The 23,101-nt window shown below is 40.2% G+C and carries 21 protein-coding genes; 11 read left to right on the top strand and 10 right to left on the bottom strand.

Going from position 1 to position 23,101, the window contains the following annotated elements; all coding sequences use genetic code 11:
- Window positions 1-55: 55 nt before the first annotated feature.
- Window positions 56-1,408 (bottom strand): DUF389 domain-containing protein, encoded by a 1,353-nt coding sequence (locus I8751_RS15220; RefSeq protein WP_225894172.1) that lies wholly within the window; start codon window positions 1,406-1,408, stop codon window positions 56-58.
- Window positions 1,409-1,507: 99 nt separating this feature from the next.
- Between I8751_RS15220 and I8751_RS15215 the strand changes: the two genes are divergently transcribed.
- Complete coding sequence (locus I8751_RS15215) at window positions 1,508-1,966, top strand: hypothetical protein (RefSeq protein ID WP_214439993.1); 459 nt, start codon at window positions 1,508-1,510, stop codon at window positions 1,964-1,966.
- Window positions 1,967-2,012: 46 nt separating this feature from the next.
- On the opposite strand, the gene I8751_RS15210 is transcribed toward I8751_RS15215, so the two are convergent.
- Window positions 2,013-5,156, bottom strand: coding sequence for an MFS transporter (locus tag I8751_RS15210; protein ID WP_214439992.1), 3,144 nt, complete (start codon window positions 5,154-5,156; stop codon window positions 2,013-2,015).
- A 933-nt stretch (window positions 5,157-6,089) separates the two neighbouring features.
- Here I8751_RS15210 and I8751_RS15205 point away from each other — a divergent pair.
- The 3 genes from I8751_RS15205 to I8751_RS15195 all read left to right on the top strand — a co-directional run bounded on the left by I8751_RS15205 (window position 6,090) and on the right by I8751_RS15195 (window position 8,506).
- Window positions 6,090-7,343 (top strand): general stress protein, encoded by a 1,254-nt coding sequence (locus tag I8751_RS15205; RefSeq protein WP_214439991.1) that lies wholly within the window; start codon window positions 6,090-6,092, stop codon window positions 7,341-7,343.
- A 137-nt stretch (window positions 7,344-7,480) separates the two neighbouring features.
- The gene (locus tag I8751_RS15200; RefSeq protein WP_214439990.1) at window positions 7,481-7,939 is read left to right on the top strand and encodes a BON domain-containing protein; all 459 of its coding nucleotides are present in this window, start codon (window positions 7,481-7,483) and stop codon (window positions 7,937-7,939) included.
- Between the two features lie 117 nt (window positions 7,940-8,056).
- Complete coding sequence (locus I8751_RS15195; protein WP_214439989.1) at window positions 8,057-8,506, top strand: CAAD domain-containing protein; 450 nt, start codon at window positions 8,057-8,059, stop codon at window positions 8,504-8,506.
- 267 nt (window positions 8,507-8,773) lie between these two features.
- On the opposite strand, the gene bioF is transcribed toward I8751_RS15195, so the two are convergent.
- From bioF to I8751_RS15180, 3 genes are all read right to left on the bottom strand, one after another.
- A complete protein-coding gene (bioF, locus tag I8751_RS15190; RefSeq protein ID WP_214439988.1) occupies window positions 8,774-9,940 on the bottom strand; it encodes an 8-amino-7-oxononanoate synthase in 1,167 nt (388 codons plus the stop codon).
- A gap of 129 nt (window positions 9,941-10,069) precedes the next feature.
- Entirely contained in the window at window positions 10,070-10,708 is a 639-nt protein-coding gene (gene ruvA, locus I8751_RS15185) for a Holliday junction branch migration protein RuvA (protein WP_214439987.1), read from the bottom strand.
- The gene (locus tag I8751_RS15180; protein WP_214439986.1) at window positions 10,705-11,454 is read right to left on the bottom strand and encodes a sucrose-phosphate phosphatase; all 750 of its coding nucleotides are present in this window, start codon (window positions 11,452-11,454) and stop codon (window positions 10,705-10,707) included. The genes ruvA and I8751_RS15180 overlap by 4 nt, the downstream gene beginning before the upstream one ends.
- 332 nt (window positions 11,455-11,786) lie before the next feature.
- Between I8751_RS15180 and I8751_RS15175 the strand changes: the two genes are divergently transcribed.
- Complete coding sequence (locus I8751_RS15175) at window positions 11,787-14,141, top strand: sensor histidine kinase (RefSeq protein WP_214439985.1); 2,355 nt, start codon at window positions 11,787-11,789, stop codon at window positions 14,139-14,141.
- Between the two features lie 175 nt (window positions 14,142-14,316).
- Here I8751_RS15175 and xseB read toward each other — a convergent pair whose 3' ends face one another.
- Entirely contained in the window at window positions 14,317-14,550 is a 234-nt protein-coding gene (gene xseB, locus I8751_RS15170; RefSeq protein ID WP_214439984.1) for an exodeoxyribonuclease VII small subunit, read from the bottom strand.
- A gap of 170 nt (window positions 14,551-14,720) precedes the next feature.
- On the opposite strand from xseB, the gene I8751_RS15165 reads away from it, so the two are divergent.
- Window positions 14,721-15,434 carry a Uma2 family endonuclease gene (locus I8751_RS15165; RefSeq protein WP_318780331.1) on the top strand — a complete coding sequence of 238 codons (714 nt, stop codon included), beginning with the start codon at window positions 14,721-14,723 and terminating at the stop codon, window positions 15,432-15,434.
- Window positions 15,435-15,513: 79 nt separating this feature from the next.
- Here I8751_RS15165 and xseA read toward each other — a convergent pair whose 3' ends face one another.
- Window positions 15,514-16,776 (bottom strand): exodeoxyribonuclease VII large subunit, encoded by a 1,263-nt coding sequence (xseA, locus tag I8751_RS15160; protein WP_214439982.1) that lies wholly within the window; start codon window positions 16,774-16,776, stop codon window positions 15,514-15,516.
- A gap of 174 nt (window positions 16,777-16,950) precedes the next feature.
- Here xseA and msrA point away from each other — a divergent pair, with 174 nt between their 5' ends.
- Both msrA and I8751_RS15150 read left to right on the top strand, forming a co-directional pair.
- Window positions 16,951-17,442, top strand: coding sequence for a peptide-methionine (S)-S-oxide reductase MsrA (gene msrA, locus I8751_RS15155; protein WP_214439981.1), 492 nt, complete (start codon window positions 16,951-16,953; stop codon window positions 17,440-17,442).
- A 78-nt stretch (window positions 17,443-17,520) separates the two neighbouring features.
- Window positions 17,521-19,029: a UbiD family decarboxylase gene (locus tag I8751_RS15150; RefSeq protein WP_214439980.1), complete on the top strand. Its 1,509-nt coding sequence runs from the start codon at window positions 17,521-17,523 to the stop codon at window positions 19,027-19,029.
- A gap of 76 nt (window positions 19,030-19,105) precedes the next feature.
- Here I8751_RS15150 and I8751_RS15145 read toward each other — a convergent pair whose 3' ends face one another.
- Window positions 19,106-19,489 (bottom strand): TauD/TfdA family dioxygenase, encoded by a 384-nt coding sequence (locus I8751_RS15145; protein ID WP_214439979.1) that lies wholly within the window; start codon window positions 19,487-19,489, stop codon window positions 19,106-19,108.
- A gap of 557 nt (window positions 19,490-20,046) precedes the next feature.
- On the opposite strand from I8751_RS15145, the gene I8751_RS15140 reads away from it, so the two are divergent.
- The 3 genes from I8751_RS15140 (at window position 20,047) to I8751_RS15130 (ending at window position 21,855) form a co-directional block, all read left to right on the top strand.
- Window positions 20,047-20,586, top strand: coding sequence for an SH3 domain-containing protein (locus I8751_RS15140; protein ID WP_214439978.1), 540 nt, complete (start codon window positions 20,047-20,049; stop codon window positions 20,584-20,586).
- A gap of 58 nt (window positions 20,587-20,644) precedes the next feature.
- Window positions 20,645-21,115 carry a protein tyrosine phosphatase family protein gene (locus I8751_RS15135; protein WP_214439977.1) on the top strand — a complete coding sequence of 157 codons (471 nt, stop codon included), beginning with the start codon at window positions 20,645-20,647 and terminating at the stop codon, window positions 21,113-21,115.
- Between the two features lie 122 nt (window positions 21,116-21,237).
- Entirely contained in the window at window positions 21,238-21,855 is a 618-nt protein-coding gene (locus tag I8751_RS15130) for a class I SAM-dependent methyltransferase (protein ID WP_214439976.1), read from the top strand.
- A gap of 19 nt (window positions 21,856-21,874) precedes the next feature.
- Here I8751_RS15130 and I8751_RS15125 read toward each other — a convergent pair whose 3' ends face one another.
- Window positions 21,875-22,342, bottom strand: coding sequence for a GNAT family N-acetyltransferase (locus tag I8751_RS15125; RefSeq protein WP_214439975.1), 468 nt, complete (start codon window positions 22,340-22,342; stop codon window positions 21,875-21,877).
- Between the two features lie 403 nt (window positions 22,343-22,745).
- Window positions 22,746-23,039, bottom strand: coding sequence for a transposase (locus I8751_RS15120; protein WP_214439974.1), 294 nt, complete (start codon window positions 23,037-23,039; stop codon window positions 22,746-22,748).
- Window positions 23,040-23,101: the final 62 nt, after the last annotated feature.

Below are 23,101 nucleotides of genomic sequence, written 5' to 3'. Positions count from 1 at the left end.
ACTAAATCTTTCTCTTTTCTCCCCCAGCTACCCCAGCTACCCCCGCTTCCCCTGCTCATTTCACGACGATCTCACTTTTTCGCGTTGCTCCCATATTTAATGGTTCTGATGGAATGGTAATTAACTCGTAATTAACCATTTGTGCTGGTTGAGGAAGTCTGAGTTCACCCAAAGCCGATTGCACTTCTTGCATGAAACTTGATTGTAACTGCGCGATCGTAATTATTGGTTCCGGCGGTTTTTCTTGGGTTACTTGACGTAACAGTTCGTTGGATGCAGTGGGAATTTCAATCAACTTCAGTGCTAATAATTCTGGAGATTTCCCCAGGCGAGAAGCTAACTGTTGGATATAACTATTCTGTTCTTCTGGCGTATATTGTTTACTAGTAAATACCTGAAGTTGAATTGTCAGCTTTTTATTTTGCTCTAAGATCGAAATGTTGCTAATGTAAGAGCGTTGTTCACCATTTTCAAGAACTGCGAATTGCTTTTGCCATACATTTCTTGCTGCTGTACGAATGCGATTTTCTTGTTGCTGCAAAGAGATTTCGCGTCTGAGTTGGCTAAGAGATTGGTTGAGTGGAAAAATAATTGCCACAAGGGTAACAAAAATTAACAACAATCTACCTGGAAGAGTCCCAATCCTTTTGACTTTTTGGTAAATAGGTAGTCGTTCTAGAATACTTTGCATCCACATACTTTCTGGATGGGAATTTCGCCATTCTCTAACTTTTTCTTTAACTTGGTAATTGTCAATATGCAGACTCAAAAAAACTAACATTGCCGTGAATGTAATCGCCACCAAGTTAGTGAAAAAAAGTAGCCCACCTCCACTAGCTACCTTGAGTCCATTGACTGGATTCACGCTGATAGCTATGCCGATGCCATAACCCATAACACATAGTGGTGGCATGAGAGCAACTGCGATCGCCACACCAGGAATAGAAGTTGCTACCCCTTTGGGTTCTTTACAAATTGCGACTGAACCTACTGCACCAGAAAACAGAGCAATTACTAAATCTAGGATATTTGGTCGAGTCCTGGCGGCAATCTCAGCCGTCATTTCTTTAAATGGCAACAAAGACACCAATAGCACTGCAAAAGAAATGGCAACCAAGCAACTCAAAGCAAGATTTAGTAGTGCCCGCATAGCTAAGATCACATCACCCGTAGCTAATGCCAGCCCATTGGCGAGAATACTTCCCATTAATGGAGAAATTAACATCGCCCCAATGATCACAGCAGGACTATTCAAAACTAGTCCCAAGGTGGCAATGCCAGCTGCAAACAGAACTTGAATCCAATAGCTGACATCTTCCAGGCTTACTGATCTACATATATCTAGGTATACTTGTTCTTTACGAACTTGGCCAACTCCCAAGTTTTTTGCAAACCAGTCTCTAAACATATTGAAGTGTGAATACGATTCAACTAAATACTAATTTGCAAAATGTCATAATGAGAAATTTAAAAGAAAGTAAATCAAAACAATCCAAAATAATTTTTTATGAGTCAAGACTTAACAAAACAGTGGTTGGCAGAAATTAAAGCACTCAAACAGCAATTAACAGAACAGCAGCGCGATCACGATAATGCTTGGGAAAGTGCCCAAAAATGGCGGCAACTCTACAACACCGAAGCTGAGCAGCGTCGCACAGATACTCATTTATTTCAACAGGCGATCGCCTCTCTCAAAGCAGAAATCCACAAACTCAAAGGTATTGAGGGAGGCATACTCGGCGATGGTAAAGCGACGACAGCTATTCAACAAGAAATCCAACAAATCGAATCTGTAGAGGAATTGCAAGCTAAATTGATTGCTGTCACGAAAGAACGCGATCGCTTGCTACAAGCTTTAAAAACTGAACAAGAAAGCCATGCTCAAACCCGTAAAAGCCTTACCACTGCTTTGGGTGATGCAATTGATAGTTTGGCGCGAGAACGAACTGGAGGTGAAAAAAAGTAGAGACGCGATTAATCGCGTCTCTACAAGGGTTTTGGATAGCGCACATTTAACCAGGTAAAGGCAGACCTGTGACAGCTATTGCTCCAGCGATCGCACTGGCTGCAAGGGAAGTTATAGCTGTACCAAATAGCCACCAAGCAGCGCTTGCAACGGTTTTTTTAGTTTCTTGTGCTTGCTTTTTAACTTCTGCTTGCACAGCTTTGAGGCGTTTTTGTGTTTCTTGCTGGATGCGTTGCGCTCTATGCAATACGCCATCCCGTGCTGCTTCTATTTGATCTATAATCCGGTTGGCATCTTCCTCTGAAATATCCTTACGAGAACTGATCACAGCGACTAAAGTGTCACGATCAAATTGACTGAGGCGATCGCGCAAGGCTTCAAATCCGGCTTGCGGATCATCAAATACTTTAGTAAAGTCTTGCTTGATGCTTTCATAATTCAGTTCTGGACGCTCCAGGGAGTTGAGATAGTTGCGAACTCTAGCAAAAATTTGATCGATTACCGATTGCACTTTTTGCTGAATCTGCTGAAATTGTTCAACAATTGAGTTGCGTACAGACTCGATTTGATCCACAAACTGATTGGCTTCCTCTTCAGAAATATCCTCCCGTTGAGATAGCAACGCCACAATTGTCGAACGGTCGAATTTAGCCAAGCGATCGCTTAAATTTCCCATTCCCACTTGTGGATCTTGCAATAGCAATTGCAAATCGCGCTTGATACCTTCTGGGTTGAGTTCTTCTTTGTTGGTGTAACGCAGATAGTCTTCGAGCCTGGTCTCAAAATCTGCAACTTGTTGAGCAGTACGCTTCGCCAAGCGACGCGGTGCTTTCACAATACTTTGAATTGCTTCTTGGAAGCGATCAATAACTTGATTAACTTGTTCTTCGCTCAAGTTTCCTTGTTGGCTGACGAGTTTTGTTAAAGTTTCTCGATCTACTTGAGATAAACGATCGCGTAATGCCGAAGCACCTTGTTGAGGATCATTGAGTAATCTTTCTAAATCTTGTCTGATACCTTCTGGGTTGAGTTCTTCTAGATTGGTATTGCGGAGATATTGGGCGATCGCTGTTGTAGTTTGTTCATACTGTGCTTTGGCTCGATCTGCAACTACTTGAGGCGCTTGCAAGATATTATCCCGCACCGATTCTAGATTATCAATAACTTGGTTGATTTGCTCCTCACTCAAATCTTGACGCTGATTAAGTAACTGCACAAGGGTATCACGATCAAATTGTGAGAGGCGATCGCGTAATAACCTAATTCCAACTTGGGGATCTTCTAGTAAAATCCTCAATTCGCGCTTGATACTTTCAGGATTCAGTTCATCCTTATTGGTATTTCGCAGATAGTCTTCTACTCTTTGGCGCAGTTCATCGGCTTTGGCTGTTGCTTGTGCTTGCAGTTCTCTAGCACGGTCTAATAACTGATCACGGGCGCTTTCAATTTGACCAACAATATTATTGGCTTCTTCTGCGTTGATATCTTGACGTTGCTGGAGTAGTTGCACAAAAGTATCGCGGTCAAACTGGGATAGGCGATCGTTTAAATCTTCTAAACCAGCTTCTGGATCTTCTAGTAACTTAGCAAAGTCTCGCTCAATTCCTTCTGGGTTGAGTTCTTCTTTACCAGTAGAACGCAAATAATTTTCGATGCGGCTGCGGAAGTCTTGACCTTTTTCTCGCGTTTGTGTCTGTTGCACCAGTTCTAAAACTTCCTGGCGGGTGCTTTCCATTTGCTGCGAAATTTCCTTGACTCTGGCTTCGCTGATATCACCTCGCTGCATCAACAAATTGACAAAATACTCTTGATTGATTTCCTCTAATTTCCGGCGTGTAGTGGTGGGATCTGCTTGAGAATCATAAATGACTTCTTGGAATTCATCTTTGATTGTGATGCGGTTGAAATGCCAGGGGAAAGAATTTTGTATGTAGTCTTCTACATCTGCTTTGATAGTATTAGATGTTGATATTGGCAAATTTTGAGATATCTGTGCAGTAGTTTTGTTTGTGAAATCTTGCAACTCGTGTGTAATTTTATCGACATCGATATCTTGAACTTTGTCTTTTAACTTTTCTAACTGAGTTCTAATTCTTCCTACATCAATATCTGAGATGTCTAACCTATTTAATACTGCTGGTGCAGCAGCACCCAAGCCATATTGAACCGCCTGCTTCATTACACCATTGCTACCACTACCATTGCCGTTTTTTCTAACTGCAACTAATTGCTGAAGTCTTTCACTTAAATCTTCTGAGTTCAATTCTTCAGGAGTGGCAGATTTAAGCAAATTAATTACTTGCTCTGTCGGATTTTTTCGAGCTATTAATTGTTTCCAAGCATCTTCTAATTGATCCGCAATTTGATTGATATTGTCTTTAGGTAAATTTGCACGGCTGCTAACTAAATCTACAAATGTCTGGCGATTAATGTTTTGGAGCAGGTCATTGTCACCAAGAGATTGTACATCTATATCACTCAGTAACTTGTCAAATTGACCGCGAACTTCATCTAAATTTAGCTTGGGTATTTGCAGAGAAGCTAAAGAACTTTGCAGTGTTGTACTAATACTTTCAGGGTCAAATCCTGAAGTTAATTCACGTCGAACTGCCGCTGTAACTTCTTCAGCAGTTGCAACAACTTGCCTTTTAGCAGCATTAGCACCGATGCCAGCCGTTGCTACACCCATCACGCTTTGTAAGCCAGAAGTGGCAGTGCTAACCATAGAACTAATTAAAGAACCTGCCGCTGATGAACCCAACCAAACTACTAATGAGAAGTAGGCAGACCAGATGACTACGCCAATAATTGCTCCTAGTAGCGCGCTTTCAATAAAGCTAAGTTTGACTGCCAAAAAACAAGCAACGAATAATGCAATGCTTGCTGTTATTAGCGCCCAAGAACCAACCTTAGCTTCAAATTTGCGAATTGTTCCACCCAAAGAATCAGAATCAGAATCAGGATATGCATCACTTCCCCAAGTTGAGATTCCTACAGCAACTGAAAAGTTGGTTAATAGGAACTGAAAGGCAAATGCCATCAAAGTGCCTGCTAATAATGCCACTAAAAATTTAGAACCAGAAAACATAAGTGATACTTCTGGAGTTATGACCTCTGGTAATCGGTTTGTAGGGGCTATTCCTAAAGGTAGCCAGTTCCATATCAAAATATTTTCAAAATTGTGAAACATAAAATATATCTCTCACGGTTGTTGGATAAAATACTCATTTCTCAATCAGAAATGTCTACTTTTCACTTTAAATAACAGCTACCTTGGCTTACACCTACTTAAGTAATAAATCTCTTTAACAAAAGTTAGATTTTTACTTTCGGGTGACGCTCCTTTTCTTCCCAGAATAGTCGCCTGCGGAGGAGCCAGAACGGATAAAAACTCTTTTTCTCTTTGGATGACGGATACTTTGATGCTAGTTTGCTACCCTGCGGGTTCTCTGTTGGCGTAAAGCCCTTTGGGCATCAATACTGTTCGGTTAAGCATTTTTAACTTGTAATTCGGTTTTGGCAAAAGCTTAAAGGGTAAGGGTTAAACGTTTTTTCTCCTTTTCCTTTAACTAAAAGGTATTACTTCGGGCATAGCTGCACTTATCGCGCAGGGTATCGTGTTCCAAATTTTTACCACCCACAAAGAAAAAGGCAGTTATGTGAGTGAGCAAACTGCACATCACCAAGTATTTTTACTAACTATGACAAGAAAAAATTTTATTTACGGAAAAAGTATTTGTAAGATAATTAAGTCTCTGAAAAATAAATAAATGTTAATTAATAATGTCTAAAACATTATGTATATAAATGCTAAAAGAATTATTTTTATTAGGCACAATGTTGTTAATAACACTGCCAACGCAATGTCTAATTATAAAAATCATCCTGGAGTATTATGTTGAATTAAAATCTAAGTGTAAAAATGAATATTTTATTTCAATGATTAGTTATTTTTTGTTTTTACGCATGTTTAAAAGTTAGTCTATATCTAATGACATAGATAAAAATTCTTCCAAGAGATTGATGAAAAATTAATATAAATTAGCTTTAGTTAAATAGAAGAGAAGGATGACATCTAATAAATTCCTAAATAAATAATTTCGTATCTGAGGAGAAGTAAATAATGGTTGTAAATTTACGTAGACGCGCTGTAGGTGTATTTTCCAATCGCAGAAATGCTGAACAAGCGCTACATGAATTGAAAAACAGTGGCTTTGCAATGGATAGAGTTTCTGTCATTGCTAGAGATGGAGACAATCAAGATAATATTGCTGGTACCCAAGTTAGCGAAAAAGTTGGTGATAAAGCTGACGAGGGCGCGACAGCAGGTGCAGTCTCTGGTGGCGTTTTGGGTGGTTTGACTGGCTTATTAGTTGGCCTTGGAACTTTAGCAATTCCTGGAATTGGGCCTATTATGCTTGCAGGAGCAACTGCAACCACTTTGGCCACAACTTTAGCTGGCGCTGGAATTGGTGCTGTAGCAGGTAGTTTACTTGGTGCATTAATTGGTTTAGGAATTCCTGAAGAACGAGCCAAAGTTTACAACGAACGTGTAGAACGTGGCCACTACTTAGTGATGCTCGATGGCACAGATGCAGAAATTGCTACAGCGAGGGCAATTTTTAATAGACATGGTATCGAAGAGTTTGGTGTGTATGACCATCCTGATAGCGAACATACAACTACCAATGTTGTCCACCCAACCAATACGAACATTACTCAAAATAGACGGGCAATCGGCACATTTTCCCATCGTAGAGATGCAGAAGCAGCACTCACCGAACTCCGAGATGCTGGCTTCCCGATGAGCTACGTTTCGGTGATTGCCAAAGACACAAACGGTCATAACATTGCCAGTGCAGATAAAAATGTTGGTGTAGGCAATAAGGCTGATGAAGGAGCAAAAGCCGGAGCTGCTACAGGGGGAGCTTTGGGAGGTTTAGGAGGCTTATTAGTCGGTCTTGGTGCTTTAGCCATTCCTGGAGTCGGGCCTGTAATTGCTGGTGGTGCAGCAGCCACAGCGATCGCCACAACAGTCGCTGGCGGTGCTATCGGTGCAGCAGCTGGAGGTATTGTTGGCGGACTCGTTGGTTTAGGTATTCCTGAAGATCGGGCACGAGTTTATAGCGATCGCTTTCAAAGAGGTGATTACTTAATCATCGTTGATGGAACGGAAACTGAAATCCGTCAAGCCGAAGCAATTCTCAAACGTCGAGGTATTGAAGAATTTGCTACATATAATGTTGCTGAAAACGGTAGAGAACATCGCCCCGATTTGAACCGCAACCGTTATGACGAAACACCTGTTTATGCAGCAACAAGCGATCGCGACGAACCTAGTGTGATCGTTGTTGACCACCGAGATGAGAGAATCTAACTCAAGTTAGTTTTTTCTCATTGTTCGTACTGTTTACTCCATTTTAGGAGTAATTAAAATTAAAAACTTGCTCCTCACTACTCTTACAAATAGCAAAGACTTTCACAATTTTCACGCTTCGATCAAAAATTAAACAAATGAAAAAGCTAACTCCCTTCTTAATTAGTGGTTTTTTACTTTTTGGTGCAGTTGCTTGCCAAGATCCTGCCAAAACAAGCGTAGAAGCGCCTGCTCCAGGTGAAACTCCAGAGGCTCCTTCTGCGGAAACGACACAAGCTGCTAAAGAAGATGCTCAGAGTGAACTTCGTAGAAGACAACTCAATGCTGATATTCGTGCCCGTGAAGAACGGAATAATGTTACTGGGGGTAACACAGATAGAGCGACATCTGATTTAGCAAGCGAAGTACGTTCTAAGTTGGAAGCTAATATCCCTGGTGGTCAACTAACAGTTAATGCTGCACAAGATGGCACTGTGACTGTAGCAGGTACTGTCACTAATCAGGATCAGTTATCTAAAATTGAACCTTTGTCAAAGGAAATCAAAGGTGTCACCAATGTAGTTGTTAATGCCACAGTTGCTCCTCCACAAAGTTGAACTAGTTGACAATTAATTGAAATAACTAGGTAATTTTAGATTTTAGATTAAAGGATTTAATCTAAAATCTAAAACCTATAATATTAACCTTACTGCTATTGCTACAATAGGAAAACTATGGAAACTGAACAACAGCAATTAGAATCAGTCGATATTATCTCTCAAGAAGGTATGCTAGCGCTCCAGAGTGCAGATAATCAAGACTTGCCCAAGTTACCACCAGCTAAAGAACCTGAATCTCAATGGCGAGAAATGGGCAGAAAGACTGCTGTTTTTTTAGCACAATTGCCAGATTATTTCAGTAGATTTTTTCAAAACTACAAACAGCTTTTAATTACTGTCTTTTTAATTTTAGCGGCAATTGTTACAGGGAAAGTATTACTATCAATGCTGGCTGCAATCAATGATATTCCATTGTTATCACCGATTTTTGAATTGATTGGACTTAGTTATAGCACTTGGTTTGTTTTTCGTTATCTCGTTAAATCTTCAACTCGCCAAGAATTAGCAGAAGAAATTCAATCGCTTAAACAACAAATTCTGGGCGAATCAATAACTAGTTCGTAATGACGCTTTCTTAAAATTTTTTTACAAATTTTAGTCGTTTGATAATGCGTAGGCGGGGTAGGGTTTTGAGAACTATTACCTCGCAATTTTTGTTCCCGCGGCTATCTGTTTGATTCAATAGCCGTTTTTAGCCCTTGTTCAAATTCGTGAAAAAGCAGGGGAGAAAAGGAGCAAGGGGGCTTTTGCTCAGAAGGGGCAAGGTTTGTACCTTTTCCCCTGCCCCCTGCCTCTTGTGAATGAGTAAAGATATATTTATAATTCAGTCTCTCAACTAATGTTATTCAATGCTGCTACTAATTTTTCGATATGTACTGGTTGATGAGTTGCCATTACAGAAATTCTAATCCGACTTGTGGGTACTGTGGGCGGACGAATCGCTGGGGCAAAAATACCAGCATCTCTGAGTTGTTTAGCAGCATTGAGTGCCACTGTGGCACTTGTTAATTGAAGACATAATATAGGCGATTCTGAAGGTAATAATTTTAAATTAGGTAGCTGTTCGTGTATTAAATTTTTTAAATAATCTATATTCCGCCGCAATTTAGTTAGACGTTGCGGTTCTTGCTGCAATGTTCTGATTGCTGCTAATGCTGCTGCTGTGTCTGCGGGTGAAAGTGCAGTAGTATAAATCCAACTAGGGGCGCGATTCCGCAAAAAGTCAATCAAGCTGGCACTTCCTGCTACATATCCGCCTAAGCTACCCAAGGCTTTACTCAAAGTGCCAATTTGAATTAACTGCCTTCCTGTGCATCCAAAATATTCGACACACCCAGCGCCAGTTTTTCCCAATACCCCAGTGGCATGAGCTTCATCGACTAGCAGCATACTGCTAAACTCATCAGCTAAATCCAACAGTGTAGGTAAAGGACATAAATCACCATCCATGCTGAAGACACTATCAGTAATTATCAAACAGCGTCGGTAGTTTTGCCGCTGTTGAATCAATTGGGTTTTTAGTGCTGCAACATCACAGTGTGGATATTCAATTACAGCTGCACCGCTAAGAATTGCCCCGTTTTTCAGACTCGAATGATTGTACTGATCAGATAAAATTAAATCGCGCTTACCTACTAGAGCAGTAATTGCACCTAAATTGGCTAGATACCCTGAACTAAATATTACTGCATCTTCTGTTTGTTTTAGGGATGCGATCGCCTGCTCTAATTTTCTATGTAATTCACGATGCCCGCTGAGTAATCGAGAACCAGTACTACCAGCCCCAAATTCTTGAATAGCAGCAATTGCCGCGGTCATCAAGCGTTCATCTCCAGCCAATCCCAGATAGTCGTTACTGGCAAAATTAATTACCTCTTGCCCAGTCAAAAGCACAGTTGCACCAGGGCGACTGTGGATTGTTTGTACTGAACGATACCAATCTGCCCGATGAATGGTTGTCAGAGATTTTTCTATCCAAGTATATGGGTCAGTGGGCATACCTTCGGAATTAAAAATTAAAAATTAAAAATTAAAAATTGAATTGATTTCACTTTTCATTTTTAATTGAGCGAAGCATGGGATATGAGAAATGCACTGTCAGAATTGCTGCTGATTGTCTTTTAGCAACTAACTAACTTGTTCGCTGCTGCTCAAATGAGCGATCGCTTGTTTAATCCAGTCTTCGACGTAAGCGTCTTTGGGTAGTCCAATGTCTTCGCTTACGACGTGCAAAGCGTGACTGACTTCATGGGCAGTATATCCCAAGGCGAAGAGAGTCATTTGCACTTCTTCGAGAATCCCTGGTGCTGGGCCGCCTGTGGCGACGAAGAAGCCTGCTGATTTACGCCACTCGACTAATTTGCTTTTCAGCTCTAGACAAATGCGTTCTGCGGTTTTTTTGCCAACACCAGGGGCTTGAATTAGGATTTGCGTGTTAGCGGCGATAATTGCTTGGACTAAATCTGGTAATTCCAAAGTGTCCAGCAATGCGATCGCTAAAGATGCACCAATACCGCTAACAGTCAGTAAATGGCGGAATAAATCACGTTCTGATGGCGAAGCAAAACCATACAAAAACGGCACTTCTTCCCGAATTTGCAAATGGGTAAAAATCTGAATTACTCCTCCTGAGTCTGGCAATTGCTGTGCTAGCCGTTGAGGAATTTGCAAATCATACCCTAAGCCATTCACTTCTAAAGTCAAAACAACGCGATTACCGCTAATTGTTTGAATACCAGCGACGATTCCTTTGAGATAACTAATCATTCTAAGAAACCAAAATATTTTAAGCCTTCGAGAATTCCACCTGCACAAGAATCTTGTGCGAGGTAACGATGTTCAGCGGGATACTCGTTGTGCCACTGGAGCAACTCTTTTCGTGCATTCCCGACTATGATTCCCCTTTCGTTGCCTACAGCAAATAAAGCAATATCATTACCTGAATCACCACAGACAACTGTTTGTTCTGCTGCAAATTTCCACTTTTGACGTAAAAACTGCATTGCCTGACCTTTATCGCTGGTACGGGGCACAATGTCAAGGTCAATACCGCTACTATAAATTAACTTTATATTTAATTCACATTTTTGCAGTTCTGACTCTAACTGTGGTAGCACATCTGCTGCTACTTCTTGATGGAGAAAACAACTCACTTTATAAGGACGCTGTTCTGAGTCTGGTTGCAAAGTTAACTCCGGAAAATACTTAGTTATAGATATAACTAGTTCTTGATTCCATCCAGGAGAAAGAATTTCTGACCAACCGGAATCGGGAGTATCATTACCATCAAGATAAATTTCAGTACCAACGGAAAGGACAAGAGCATCCGGTTGCATCAGGTTTTTTTCAACTTGGAGTTCTCGGTAAAGAACAGGCGATCGCCCTGTAGCGTAAACAATTTTAGAGCCATATTCTTTGCGGTGTTTATGCAGGCGATCGCTTAGCTCTGTCAACGCCTCGTCATTACCTACAAAAGTATTATCTAAATCGGTTACGAATAAAAAACTAGTCACAGCAATCTCCTTAATCAGCTTTACCATCAAAAAGTTTATGCTGTTTTGGCACTAATCTCATCTGCTACCAGTGTTGTAAAGAAGAAATATTGGGTATGAAACAGGCAATAGGAAGCAAGGGAGCAGAAAGAGGCAGAGAGACAAGGAGCAGAGGAGCAGAGGAGCAGAGGAGAAATAACTAAATAACTCTTGCTATTGCCTATTGCCTATTGCCTATTGCCTATTGCCTATTGCCTATCCCAATGCCCAATTAATTAATTCAGTCATAAAAATAACAATCTACCTGCTTGATGGTTTAAATTAAACACAGTGATACATTAGGAACTTCTGTTGTGGTGATAATACTTAAGCTGTCAGGTCGTTTACCTAGTAAGCTAAATCCTCACAATAGTCTCAGAACTAGTTTGGGAATGGCAATTGGTGGCATTGCCTTTTTGTTGTCAATATTTGCAAGTCTAATTGTTGGACACACCGCTAGCGAACAAGTCAAGCTAGATGTAGGGCGATCGCTGGCAGAACTAGCTTACCAAATGACTGATAAGCTAGATAGGGGAATGTTTGAGCGTTACCGCGATATCAAAATTATCAGTACCCTTGATATTTTCAGCAATCCTAAATCTTCTGTTTTCCAGCAGCGTGCCCTTTTAGAAAAATTACAAAGTACTTACAATAACTATGCCTGGATTGGCTTAACTAATAATCGAGGTATCGTTGTTGCCAGCACGGGAAAATTACTAGAAGGTAAAGATATTTCTCAACGACCTTGGTTCATAGAAGGGCAAAAATCTCCTTATGTGGGTGATGTGCATGATGCAGTGAAACTTGCCCAATTGCTGCCCAACTCAACAGGTGAACCTTTGCGCTTTGTGGATTTAGCAATACCAATGAAGGATCTCCAAGGAAACGCACAAGGTGTACTAGGTGCCCATCTTAGTTGGTCATGGTCTAGGGAAGTTCAAAAGTCGCTATTAAACTCCCAAGAAAGGCATAAAACAGAGATATTTATTTTTAGGCAAAATGGCGATTTATTATTATCGCCCTCTGGGTTTAAGACTGCAAATTTACAATCGTTAAATAGTTTACAAGCAGCACAAAAAGGTTATAAAAATTATCTCATTGAAACTTGGCCTGATGGTCAAACTTACATAACTGGTTTTGCCCAAAGTTTTGGTTATCGTAATTATCCTGGCTTAGGATGGTTGGTACTGGTGCGCCAAAAAACTGATATTGCCTTTGCTCCTGTACGTCGATTGCAACAGCAAATATTTACCTGGAATATGGCTTTGGGCTTGATATTTGCAATTTTGGGTTGGCTAATTGCAGCAGTAATTACTAATCCCATGCTAGCGATCGCCACAGCTGCTAATGATATTCGCTCTGGAAATAAACTAATTAAAATTCCCTTACTCAAAGGCAAAGACGAAATTGCTAATTTATCTCAATCTCTTAGTCAGATGGTTTTCACTTTGACTCAACAAGAAAGTGATCTCAAAGCCAGTAACATGCAGTTACAAACGGAACTTACCTCAAAACTGGTAGTACAAGAAATGCTATGCCAAAGTGAACAAAAATTTCGACAATTAGCAGAAAACATCCAAGAAATATTTTGGCTCAAAGATATTTTCAGTAACGAAATTATTTACATTAGTCCAGTTTATGAACAAATATGGGGTCGTAGTTGCGAGAGCTTATATACCAATCCTAACTCTTGGATAGATGCAGTTCATTTAGAAGATAAAGAATACGTACTGGCTACTATAGAGAATAACCATAATAACGTCTATAATCATGAATATCGCATTATCCAGCCTAATAATTCAGTGCGCTGGATTTGGGAACGCAGCTTTTTAGTAAAAAACAACTTTGGAAAAGTTTATCGTAGAGTAGGTATTGCTCAAGATATCACCGATCGTAAACAAGCAGAAGAGACACGTTTAGCGCTGGAAAAAGAAAAAGAAATTAGTGAACTAAAATCCAGATTTATTTCCATTGCTTCCCATGAGTTTCGTACACCCCTTACTAGTATTCTCTTATCTAGTGAGCTGTTAAAAAAATATGGTAAAGAATTAACTGATGAGAAAAGAGAACTATATTTTTATCAAATTAAATCAGCTGTTACACATCTCAATCAGGTAGTCGAAGACATTTTAGTTATCGGTAAAGCAGAAGCGGGAAAACTCAAGTTTGATCCTGCACCTTTGGATTTGATAAAATTCTGTTTGCAAATAGTCGAAGAACAGCAGTTTAATGCAGGCGATCGCTATCATATTAATTTTGTAGAACGGTATTTTTATGCTTCAAAAACACAAAAATTGCCCTTAATGGATGAAAAACTCCTACGCCACATTCTGACTAATTTACTTTCCAACGCGATTAAATATTCACCAGAAGGCGGCAATATTCAATTTGAATTAACATGCAACCATCAAAATGTCCTATTCCGCATCCAAGACCAAGGAATTGGCATTCCTCAAGCAGATCAAGCAAAGCTATTTACATCTTTTTTCAGATGTAGTAACACAGAAAAAATTTCCGGCAACGGAATAGGATTAACTATTGTTAAAAGCGCCGTTGAATTACACGGCGGTCAAATTAGCGTTGAAAGTGAAGTAGGTCTGGGTACAACATTTACTGTTATTTTGCCACTAACTTATGCGATTGCAGCAGGCACAGCAGAGTTGGGATAGAGTTTTGTCAGTGGTTAGTAGTCAGTGGTCAGTGGTCAGTGGTTAGTGGTTAGTGGTTAGTGGTCAGTGGTCAGTAGTCAGTATGTTTGAAAACCAAGTCACTCGCGCTTTAGAGATATTAAACCAGATCAAAAGCAACTGACAACCGACAACTGACACACGCAGTGCAATGATATTATTCATCACTCAAAGTTTCAATTAATAAATCTACCTGTTGTTGTCGCTGCTGCAAAAAACTTTCGCACTGACGCAAAGACTCAACAGCTTTAGCAAATTGATCAAAAACCTCTTCCAATTCCAACTCACCCGCTTCAATGCAAGTAATAATCCCCTCTATTTCATTAACCTTCGCCTCATAATTCCAACCTTCCATTGCATCAGAACTAGCAGCATTTTTACGTTTAACCATCAATCTCTCTGTGTCCTCTGCGTCTTAGCAGTAGCCTGCGGCAAGCCCTTCGGGTTCAGGGGTTCAGACTCGACGGGAACCGCCAAGACTCTGACCCCTTCACCGCTATGCGTCTACGTTATTCTTCCTTGACGATACAATCAATTTACTCACCTTTACCACTTGCGATCGTGGTTAATACCTCTCCACAAAATCCGACTCCTACCAATTCTCCTTCATACATTCCGCCTCTTGAGAGTGGCGATCGCCTCACTCGTCCTGAATTTGAGCGTCGCTACAATGCTATGCCCAACCTCAAGAAAGCCGAATTAATTGAAGGAGTCGTTCACGTGACATCACCTTTACGCTTTGAACCCCATGCTGAACCACATGGTAATTTGATGGGCTGGTTGTGGTCATATAAAGTAGCTACGCCGGGTGTCAGACTGGGTGATAATCCAACTGTGCGGCTAGATTTAGATAATGAACCCCAACCCGATGCCATTTTATTAATCAATGCAGCGTGTGGCGGATTATCATATCTGGGTAATGATGGTTACGTGGAAGGATCGCCAGAACTAGTGGCAGAAGTTGCCGCCAGTAGTGCAACCAAAGATTTGTATGATAAAAAACGCGCCTACCGCCGCAACGGTATTCAGGAATATATTGTTTGGCAGGTGTTTGAAAGTACTGTTAGTTGGTTTAGTTTGCAGAATGGGGAATATGTCGCGCTAACACCAAATGCATCAGGCATAATTCAAAGTCAAGTGTTTCCAGGATTATGGCTTGATGTATCAGCATTAGTTACCGACAATATGCAACAGGTTTTAGCAGTGTTGCAGAAAGGGCTAAATTCAGTTGAACATCAGAATTTTGTGCAGCAATTGTCTAATACAGTTTGTTAAGCTACGCAGGTCAGTTGTCAGTGGTCAGTGGTCAGTGGTCAGTTGTTATTGAGGACAGAACATTAGACATTAATATAAGTTAGTCATTCTCCCCTGCTCCCTTTGTGTGTGAAGTTTTTATTTCCATAACCTTGACTTTAACCTCACCTTGCCCCAATTGAATCAACAAATCTTGCCCTACACCTAACTCAGTTGTTGAACGAGCGATCGCGCCATTTTCTTGTCTGACCACGGCATAACCACGCTGCAATACAGCTTTCGGGTCAAGACTTACCAACTTTTGCCGTAACAATTCTAGATGCTGCTTTGCTTGCTGCGATCGCCTCATTGTTACTTGCATCAATTGCTGACGCTTCCAAGTTAGCTGCTGTATTTCTTGCTGTACTTGCTTTTCTAATCGCAAACGCTTTAAACGGTTTCGCAATGCTTGCAGTTGATTAAGAGCAGTTTCCGATGAATAATCTACCGCCTCGTGTAAAGCCGCAACTCGCTGACGATGCTGAATATACAACTCAGATAATGCTGGGACTACAGTTTCCGCCGCCGCAGTTGGTGTATGCACAGAAGCATCTGCAACTAAATCAGCCAAAGATTCATCTCGTTGATGACCAATACCAGTAATTACGGGAATAGAACAATTAGCAAGCGATCGCACTACTCGTTCATCATTAAAACAAGCTAATTCTTCAACTGCACCACCACCCCGCGATAAAATTAGCACTTCGGCACGACCATCTCTTTCTACCCGTGCGATCGCTTTAACTATAGATTCTGGGGCTTGTTCACCTTGCACAGTAGCAGGAGAAAATAAAACATGTAAACCCGGATACCTGTACTTAAGAGTTTTTTGAATGTCACCCCAAGCCGCCGCTGTTGGTGAAGTGACGACAGCGATCGTTTGGGGGTGGAGTGGAAGAGGACGTTTTCTTTCTACATCAAATAAACCCTCAGCTAGCAAGCGGTTTTTAAGTTGTTGATAACGCAACGCCTGTAAACCCGCACCAGCAGGTAAAGCTTGCCAAACCGATATTTGATACTCTCCCCTTTGCGGGTAAACCCGAATACTCCCCAAAATAATTAATTGTTCCCCAGGAACAGGCATTTGAGCTAGTTTTGGCAATTGGCTATTCCACACTACACACTTAATTCCTGCTGTGCCATCTGGGTCTTGCAGCGTAAAAAATAACCCACTACGATGGTGGTTAGCACTGGAAACTTCGCCAGTTATCCAAACTTGCCGCAATTGCTCATCTTGCTCTAACAGCAAGCGGATATAATCAGTTAATCCAGATACTGAAAGCGCTGTATCGATAATCAGAGAGTTGGGAAGGTCGAAAGTCATCAAATATGCCTGAAAGCATTTGTGCTGGAGCGATTCTAGCATTTTTAATCAGAACTAAAGTTTAGCCCAGTAAACATGATTATTAGGCTTAGTTCTAGTCAATCTTGCTTAGGGAAAGATCTTGAATAAAGTGATTTACTGATGTTTGTACAATAAATGGCCTCAATCCTTCACATGACAATAGAAAAAGCAACATTTGGTGCTGGCTGTTTTTGGGCAGTGGAAGCAGCATTTCGCCAAGTAAAAGGTGTATTATCAACTTCGGTCGGGTATATGGGAGGGCATTTTCCTGACCCATGTTATCTTGATGTGTTGTCGAGGATAACGGGTCACGCTGAAGTAGTGCAGATAGAGTATGATCCCCAATCTGTGAGTTATGATGACTTGCTAGCAGTGTTTTGGGATATCCATGACCCGACAACCCTAAACCGTCAAGGGCCAGACAGAGGGGAACAATACAGGTCTGTAATCTTTTTTCACAATACCCAGCAGCGACAAGCAGCACAGCAATCAAAGGCAAAGCTGCAAATGTCTAGGAAATTTGATCGAGACATTGTAACAGAGATTACTTCTGCTAAAGAATATTACTTAGCAACCGCAGAGCATCAACAGTATTTCGAGAAAAAGGCAAAGCACCAATCAAAAGCAGATAATTTTGCCCAATGACTATCTAAGCCACCATAAACTCTACATAATATTAAGAAGACGCTTCACACTTCTTAAACAATCAGCTTTATTAAAACAATGGCGAGAGATTTACGTGGCTTCATTAAAATTCTGGAACAAAAAGGGCAATTACAGCGAATTTCAGCTTTAGTTGACCCAGAGTTAGAAATTGCTGAGATTTCCAACCGAATGCTGCAAAAAGGTGGTCCGGGGTTGCTGTTTGAAAACGTCAAAGGTGCTGACTTTCCGGTAGCGGTGAATTTGATGGGAACGGTGGAAAGGATTTGCTGGGCGATGAATATGCAGCATCCAGAGGAATTGGAAACTCTGGGGAAAAAGCTGAGTATGTTGCAACAACCAAAACCGCCAAAAAAGATTTCCCAAGCGATAGATTTTGGTAAAGTGCTGTTTGATGTGGTGAAAGCCAAGCCAGGAAGGGACTTTTTTCCTGCTTGTCAGCAAGTGGTGATTCAAGGTGATGATTTAGATTTGCACAAATTACCTTTGATTCGTCCTTATGTTGGTGATGCTGGCAAAATTATTACGCTGGGGTTGGTAATTACCAGAGATTGTGAGACAGGTACGCCGAATGTAGGTGTATATCGTTTGCAACTGCAATCTAAAAATACGATGACCGTTCACTGGTTATCGGTGCGGGGTGGGGCGAGGCATTTGCGAAAAGCTGCCGAACGTGGGAAAAAATTAGAAGTAGCGATCGCTCTTGGTGTAGATCCTCTAATTATTATGGCAGCTGCTACACCTATACCTGTGGATTTATCAGAATGGCTGTTTGCTGGATTATATGGCGGTTCGGGTGTGCAGTTGGCAAAATGTAAAACTGTAGATTTGGAAGTTCCCGCCGATTCAGAATTTGTCTTGGAAGGAACAATTACACCAGGGGAAGTCTTACCTGATGGCCCCTTTGGCGACCACATGGGTTATTACGGCGGTGTAGAAGATTCACCTTTGATTCGCTTTGAGTGTATGACACACCGCAAAAATCCGATTTACTTAACAACATTTAGCGGTCGTCCACCCAAAGAAGAAGCGATGATGGCGATCGCACTCAATCGGATTTACACTCCTATTCTGCGGCAACAAGTCTCAGAAATCGTAGATTTTTTCTTACCGATGGAAGCTTTGAGTTACAAAGCGGCGATTATTTCCATAGATAAAGCATATCCAGGACAAGCGCGACGGGCAGCTTTAGCCTTTTGGAGTGCTTTACCACAATTTACATACACCAAGTTTGTCATTGTTGTAGATAAAGATATAAATATTCGTGATCCGCGTCAAGTAGTTTGGGCTATTAGTTCTAAAGTTGATCCTATCCGAGATGTATTCATTCTGCCGAATACACCGTTTGATACTTTAGATTTTGCTAGTGAAAAAATTGGTTTAGGCGGACGTATGGGAATTGATGCAACTACAAAAATTCCCCCAGAAACAGACCATGAATGGGGCGCGCCTCTAGAGTCAGACCCGGATGTCGCAACTTTGGTAGAAAGACGATGGGCAGAGTATGGTTTGGCTAATTTGCAGTTAGGAGAAGTTGATCCGAATTTGTTTGGCTATGATATGAAGTGAAATAAACTAATACAATTTCAAATTAGATCATTTTCTTATCAATAACCTTGTGTAGAGACCTTGCTTGGTAAGGTCTCTACATTTTTAAACAGGAAAAAGCTGGCGAACATAAACGGATATAAATATTGCGTTTCTCATCGGTGAAATTTCTTCTACCGTGCATAATTTTGGTATTATCTATCATTAAAATATCTCCTTTTTGCCAAGCCATTTCCGTAGTTAATCTTTCAGCGATTTCATTTAGCTCTTTCATAACATCAGCAGGAATCTCTGAATCATCTTCAAACCTTAGTACCTCCGGATTGAGTTGCATGGTTGGCAAAATACTATTAATAAATACTTGATGGTTTCCACATCTACTAGAAGTCACTGCTGAAAAAATATATTCGATACGAACTGAATCATCATTAATGATTTGTTTTCCTAAACCTTCAGAAATTGGCTGTGTACAAATATTCATAGTAATTAATAAAATTTTATTAAAACATAGACTTGCTGTTAACTCGAAGGATGGAATATATTAACAGCCTGTACTCAATTCTACCACGGCATTTAATTTACCAAGAGGGGGTAAAGGGTAAGGGGTAATACCAATTCGCAATGACGCTCCTTCGTCGCTCTAAGCGTTCGCGTTAGCGTCTCGTAGAGAAGCTATGCCGCAGGCTTTACGCTGCGAAGATCGCAATTCGCAATTAATGGGACTTAGATGCAGCAAAGTTTTCAGGGTTTACATCAATATCATATTTTTAGTGAAATGATATAAGGGGTAAAGGAATTAAAGTTAAAACTTTTCCCCAGATGGTATTAAGCCCCTATTTTTAAACATGGGGTTCCCTTTCCCTTTTTCCCTTCTTCATCAATAACTGCCCAGTTTGTGCAAACGGAGTAATTGTTAATACATTCATAAAATTTAGTTTTAGCAATCTGCTGACAAAGTTGAACAACCTGACTTATATAGAATTTGAGTTATAACGAAGACACTTCATCTTGCAATTTATACCAAAAAATAGGAAAAATATGAGGAAAAATAGTACTTATCCAGTGTCAAAACTGGTTATTGAATTAGGATTGGTCAGCACAAGTGTACTAATTAATACTGGTATAGCCAACCAAATTGTTTTAGCAAAATCTAAGAATCCGCAACAGTGCGATATTTTTGCTTACGTCACCGATACAAGCTCACGAGGTTTAAATGTGCGTAATGGCGGAAGTATTAACAATAAAATATTAGGACAAGTACCCAAAAATGCAACAGTGAAGATTATTGCCGTCGCTAACAAATGGGCAAAGATTACGAATGCTAGTGATGGATTTCAAGGAAATGGATGGGTTTTTGTGCCCAAGTTAGGCATTTCAACACGGGGCTATGGTACTAATGGAGTAAATGTTTATTCTAGTGCCAATCGGCAAAGCCGAAAAGTAGGACGAGTTGCCCCTAATGCGAATGTCAAATTATTAAGCTGTCAAAAAGATTGGGCGCTGGTGGAACATCAAGGTGTTCAAGGTTGGTTGGCAAAAGAAGATCAATGTGGTGCTGCCCTAACGACTTGTTCATAATATCTTATCAAGGGGCATTGCTTTGTCCCTACTATAATCTGTATTCTCCTGTAAAAATATGTCTACCCAAATTATTGAAGATATAGACAACTTTCTTCAGATATCCGATAAAATTGCTACTTCTGGGCAACCAACCGCAGAACAGTTTATCGCAATCAAACAGTCAGGATACAGATTAATTGTAAATCTGGCACTATTAACATCAAACAACGCTTTACTTGATGAACAACAAATTGTGGAATCTCAAGGTATGGAGTATGTACATATTCCTGTACTTTGGGAAAAGCCTACTATTGAGAACGTGACAAAATTTATTAACGTCATGGAAGCGAATGTCGATAAAAAAGTTTTTATCCATTGTGCTGCGAATAAAAGAGTTTCTGCCTTTATATATCTTTATCGTCGCCTTTATACAGCTATCAATGAGCAAGAAGCAAAACAAGATTTACATAAAATTTGGATTCCTAATGAAATCTGGAATAAATTTATCCAAGAGATGATTGAGATTAATAATGCTAGGCTAGGCTAGATATGATCAGATTACCAAGTTGCGATCGCAAACTTTTGCCATAGTTAACCAAGTTTTTGGAGGCGCAGCCATAATCTCTCTAACTAAAGTATTAGACTTGAAATAATTGGCTGCAAAAACTGATGACTCACAACTTTCTCAGTAACAAAAAATTACTTTTTGACCGCTGGGCTATGAGCTATGATTGGCTCTTTCCTTCAGTGATTTACCTAGCTATCCATAAACGGTTGCTAGAATACGTCGATTTACCAGAGCAAGGAAATGTACTTGACCTGGGCTGTGGTACTGGACGTTTACTTGAACGCTTGGCGACTCAATTTCCCAACTTATGGGGCACAGGATTAGATTTATCTTCTAATATGTTGCAGGTAGCAAGACTGAGCAACCGCCACCATCCACGTTTAATTTTTGTTGAAGGTAAAGCTGAATCTCTTCCCTTTGGGGAGGGTCAGTTTGATGCTGTTTTCAACACCATAAGTTTTTTACACTATTTAGAGCCACAACAAGTATTAAGTGAAGTGGCGCGGGTGCTTGCTCCCGGTGGACGTTTCTATTTGGTTGATATTACTACTAAAAAAGAGACAGAATCACAACAGTTGCCCATATCTTCGTTAGGAATAAAACTTTATAGCCCTAAACAACGTGAACTTCTTGCCTCTTCTACGGGATTATTGTGTTTAAGTCATCATTATTTATTAGGGCCTGTCTTGCTGACAATTTTTGCTAAACCTACATATTGATAAATAAAAATTTTACTTTTCAATTAGACACTTGATATTGCATAAATACCACAGGAACTCTGATTAATCTTTTAGCTAATTGCGAGATGCCAAATTTACCCTTAAGAGATTGTGGCAAGTTCTCAAAAGAAACTGGTACAAAACCAAAACAGCTGTAAAACTGTGCCAGTCGTTCACCTAAACATTCAAGATACAATGGTTGCATTGCTGTATTGATTAGATGCTGTGTGAGAAAAGTACCTAAACCACGATTTCTCCAAGCTCTTGCAACTACTAAACTACCAAGTTCTTGTACACCTGAGAAATTACGCAACTGTCCACAAGCTATTAAATCTTCGTTACATTCAATTACCCAAAATTGCTGCCAACGTAATTGAGTAGGGTCGAGTTTAGCTGAGAACACCAATAATCGAATCGACCACTGATCCGCAGAGGTTGCCTTGCGAAGAATGCACCCAGATGGTAGTGATAAATTGCTCTGATTCATTAATTACACTTTAAACGAAATTTGAAACTAAGTGCGATCGCTTCATTAGTTTCATTAAATGTATTTTTCCAGACCATGCCTGCTCGATCAAGTTAAGGTCACGTTCATTACCTGTTCTACGAAACCACGTTGGCTTGGACAGAAATCTTTGATTAGAGTTACATAGTATTACCAATCCTGGCATTAGGGCTACATTTACGTATATTCACTGCCTATATTTATATAAATTACCTATTATCTTTGAAAAAACTATTAAGGATATATTTTACTATTTGTATGAATCAGCACCTTAATACAGCATCTAGCTGTGGGTTGATTAGGCAATAATGCCCACATTGACGATTAACCAACGCCTTGATGCACTACTACCAAAGCTGCAAGATGCACGCTTACTGATACCATTTCACGAAAAGCCTGATACAAATAAAGCATCCAAAATAAAACCCCAACCTGTAATGTTCGCAACAATTGATGTGTTTAATTCCTCAAGACGTTGCCAAATAACTGTTCTTAACTCGTCCAAATTAGCAAAGCATTCCCAACTTAAATTCCTTTTGACTTCTTCCCATAAACGTTCAATGGGATTGACTTGGGGAGTATGTGGAGGTTGAAATAATAAAATAATATTTTCTGGAATTTTAAGAGTCTGGCTTAAATGAAAAGCACCGTTATCTAATTGAAGGATATGTAGCTGCAAACTGTTCTAAAAAAATATTGAAGCAAGCTGTGTTGAGATGAGAGAACTCCCAAATATAATAC

The sequence above is a fragment of the Atlanticothrix silvestris CENA357 genome (genome assembly GCF_016056295.1).
Lineage (GTDB): Bacteria > Cyanobacteriota > Cyanobacteriia > Cyanobacteriales > Nostocaceae > Atlanticothrix > Atlanticothrix silvestris.
Note: the sequence above shows the minus strand (reverse complement) of the source record. Positions and strands in the feature narration are given on the sequence as shown.